Origin of the sequence: Kribbia dieselivorans NBRC 106261 (assembly GCF_001552435.1) — a bacterium.
Taxonomy (GTDB): domain Bacteria; phylum Actinomycetota; class Actinomycetes; order Actinomycetales; family Dermatophilaceae; genus Kribbia; species Kribbia dieselivorans.
On the sequence record NZ_BCRE01000030.1, the window covers coordinates 1 to 3,406 of the forward strand.

Annotated in this window: 4 protein-coding genes; all 4 read left to right on the forward strand. The window is 69.2% G+C overall.

Annotation, left to right across the window (positions count from 1 at the left end):
* The coding region (locus KD1_RS16725; protein WP_169795322.1) for a hypothetical protein at positions 1–431 on the forward strand (431 nt) is incomplete at its 5' end.
* 1 nt (position 432) lies between these two features.
* A complete protein-coding gene (locus KD1_RS02895) occupies positions 433–1,440 on the forward strand; it encodes a DUF8094 domain-containing protein (protein ID WP_068397271.1) in 1,008 nt (335 codons plus the stop codon).
* 94 nt (positions 1,441–1,534) lie between these two features.
* Positions 1,535–2,488: a tetratricopeptide repeat protein gene (locus tag KD1_RS02900; RefSeq protein WP_068397274.1), complete on the forward strand. Its 954-nt coding sequence runs from the start codon at positions 1,535–1,537 to the stop codon at positions 2,486–2,488.
* Between the two features lie 357 nt (positions 2,489–2,845).
* Positions 2,846–3,352: a C40 family peptidase gene (locus KD1_RS02905; protein WP_068397276.1), complete on the forward strand. Its 507-nt coding sequence runs from the start codon at positions 2,846–2,848 to the stop codon at positions 3,350–3,352.
* The last annotated feature ends 54 nt before the right edge of the window (positions 3,353–3,406 follow it).

The following is a 3,406-nucleotide window of genomic DNA, read 5'->3' on the forward strand; positions in this document are numbered from 1 at the left end:
GAGCCGGTGGCAACGCCGACGTGTTCATCGGCGCCGCCGCGCCCTCGGCGGTCGAGCACCTCATCGGTCAGGCGCAGACCCTGCGCGTCACCGCCGTCACCGTGCCCGGCTGGGAGTTGCTGACCGCACCGCAGGGCAAGGGTCAGACCGCCGAACCGTCGCGCGCGCCGATCTGGGACCAACAGGCCACCGGGAAGGGCTCGGCGAGCCTGACGATCGACCAGGCCGACGCGCCGCAACGCGTGTTGGTGACCACACCGCGCTCCGGCAAGCTGGAGAGCCTCGAGGTGACGATGACGAACTCCGGCTGGGGCACGAGCGCGATCTGGCTGACGATCCTCGGGGTCGTGCTGCTGCTCGGCGGAATCCTGTTGGCGATCTGGGGCGTGTGGTCCCGACGCCGACCCACCACCAACCCGACGGAGGGCTGACATGCGCCCCACGACTCGACGACTGCGCGGCGCCGCCGCGGCCCTGGCCCTCGTGGCCACGACCCTGACCGCCTGCGGCTCGGCCGGCCCGATCGGCGAGAGCCTGGCCGGCGTGCACGACGCTCCGGCCGAGCGAACCGGTTCGGCGATCACGCCGGAGCGCGGTGCGCAGACCATGACCGAGACCCTCGACCGGGCGGCTGCGGCCTCACAGGCCAACACGAAGGCCGGATCGACGTCGCGTCAAGGCGCGTTCACCGGCCCGGCCCTCTACGAGAGCGACCGCGTGGCCAACTTCAAGGCCGAGGGCGGCAAGGTCGAGCCCATGGTGGCCTCGTCCAAGGGCGCCGAGTTGCTGGCGATCTCCCAGGGCACGAAGTGGCCCCGGGCGATGCTGGCCACGCAACGGGTCGGCAACCGGCAGAAACTGATGATGCTCGTCTCGCGGGAGCCGGGCGACCCGTTCAAGATCTTCGCGGTCACGGACATGGAGCCCGGTGCGTCATTGCCTGCCTTGGGTCCGCTGGAGGATGGTGCGAAGCTCGTGGCCGGGCCGCAAGGGCTCGTCGCGTCGCCGCGACTGGTGGCGCACCGGTGGTCCCAGGCGGTGGCGTTCCCCAACCCGGCCAAGGCGGAGATGGTCTCGCTCGATGACGCCTACACCACCGCGCTCCGCTCCAATGCGAGCAAGCAGCAGAAGTCGATGGGGTCGCTGGCGAACCTCACCCAGGGCCACAAGGGGCTCGTCGGAGGATCGATGGCATTCCGTCTCAAGGACGGCGGCGCGGTGTCGATGTCCGGGTTGCGGCGACGCGATGTCGTCCAGATGACCGACAAGGGCCGCAAGCTCATCCTTCCGCCCGATCTGCGTACGTTGGTCAACAAGCCGGCGGTCAAGGAGCGGATCGAGGTCTCGACGCTGGAGACCGTCGCGTTCATCATCCCCGCGGAGGGGAAGGCCTCCCTGATCGGGGCGCGTGAGCAGATCAGCTCGGCCTGGGCGCGCTGATCACGCCGGAGCGCAGACCGCGCGGATCCGGCGGATCAGGTTGGAGCGCGGAGCCGACGCGCACGAGCGGGCCGCGACCTGACAGGATGACCGCATGAGCGATCAGTCCGTCCCGGGCGCTGCGGGCGCCTTCGACTTGTCCGGCGTCGCGGTACCGACGACCGGTACCCAGCCCGGCGCTGCGGCGAGAGACACCCCCCAGCCGGGTGCACCGCGCTCCGGTGCGCAGGAGGCCGTGAACAGCGGGCTTGTCGTCGAGGGTACGGACGCGACGTTCAACCAACTCGTCAACCGCTCGGTCAGCGTGCCGGCGGTGCTGGCGCTGTGGGCGAGCAGCGTGCCGCAGACGGCCCCGCTCGTGCAGGTGCTCGCCGAGATCGCCGGGGACCTCGAGGGGCGGATCCAGGTCATCGCCATCGACCTCGACCACAACCCCGGCGTGGCCCAGGCGCTGCAGGGCACCGGTGTGCCGGTCGCGCTCGGGCTGCTGCAGGGCCAGCCCGTGCCGCTGTTCCAGGGGGTGTTGCCCAAGGAGCAGGCGCGTGCCTACGTCGATGAGCTGCTCAAGTTGGCGGTGCAGCACGGGGTGACCGGGCGCGTGAGCGTGGCGGCCGCCGACGACGAGATGCCGCCGCTGCCGCCGTTGCACCAGGAGGCGTTCGACGCCATCGAGCGTGGTGATCTGCCGGCGGCGCGGGCGGCGTACGAGCAAGCGCTGGCCCTCAACCCAAAGGACCATGACGCCGAGATCGGGTTGGCCCAGGTTGGTCTGCTCGAGCGGACCTCCGGCATTGATTCCGTGGCCGTGCGGCACGCCGCGGCGGAGGATCCCTCGGACATCCAGGCGCAATTGGACGTGGCCGACCTCGATCTCCTCGGCGGGCACGTCGCCGATGCGTTCACCCGGCTGATCGACCTCGTGCGGGTCACGTCGGGGGATGAGCGGGAGCGCATCAAGGCCCACCTGATCGAGTTGTTCGCCGTCGTCGGCAACCATGACGAGCGGGTCAAGAAGGGTCGCACGATGCTCATGAGCGCGCTGTTCTGACCCGCCCCTCGCGATTCGAGGTAATACGCGGCGGTAAAGCGCCCGTTTTCACCTCGAATCGCGAGGATTTTGTGTGATCTGCGTCACGTTGTGATCTGTTCGTGATCAAACGGTGATCATTGCGATATGAGCCTGCCCTGATGCGGATGTCGCGATTCTGGATGTGGGCTGAGTCCGTGTGAAAGGCACGTGATTTTCGGTGTCATCTGGCCATCCTGCGTTCCTCTCAGGTTTGGAGATTTGTTACCTCGCCGTGACTATTGATGTGGCTCCCGGCGAGGTCCACCCCTTGGGCGGATCACCGGAAACCCCTAGACCGGGTCGGGGCCAGTCCTGTCCCCGGCGTGAGGTCCCTCCGTGTTGTTCCCCTTCATCAAGCCCGTCTCCCTGCTCGGCGCGGCGGCTCTGGCCGCCGGCGGCACCGTCGCCTCGGTGGCGGTCGACCAAGGGCCGATGGCCCCGCAGCAGGCGCAGGCGGCCACGCGCAAGGTTACGGCCAGCAAGACCCGGGTCGCTGCGGCCACGACGCTGGCCAAGTCACGCGTCGCCAAGACCCCGTACCGTTACGGCGGCACCTCCCTGACCCGTGGCGCCGACTGCTCCGGCTTCACGCAGCGTGTCTTCGCCAACAAGGGTGTCAAGTTGCCCCGCACTGCGGCACAGCAACGCGCGGCCGTGCGCAAGATCTCCCGCAAGTGGCTGCGCCCCGGCGACCTCGTCTTCTTCGGCAGCAGCGCGTACCACATGGGCATCTACGTCGGGAACGGCCAGATCGTCGACGCTCCCAGCTCGGGTCGCTACGTCAGCAAGCGGAAGATCTGGACGAGCGACGTCACGTACGGCACCCTGCGCCCCGCCGTCTGACCCGCCCCCCGCGTTCAGTGATGGTTTCGGGCCGCCTCAGGACTCCTGAGGCGG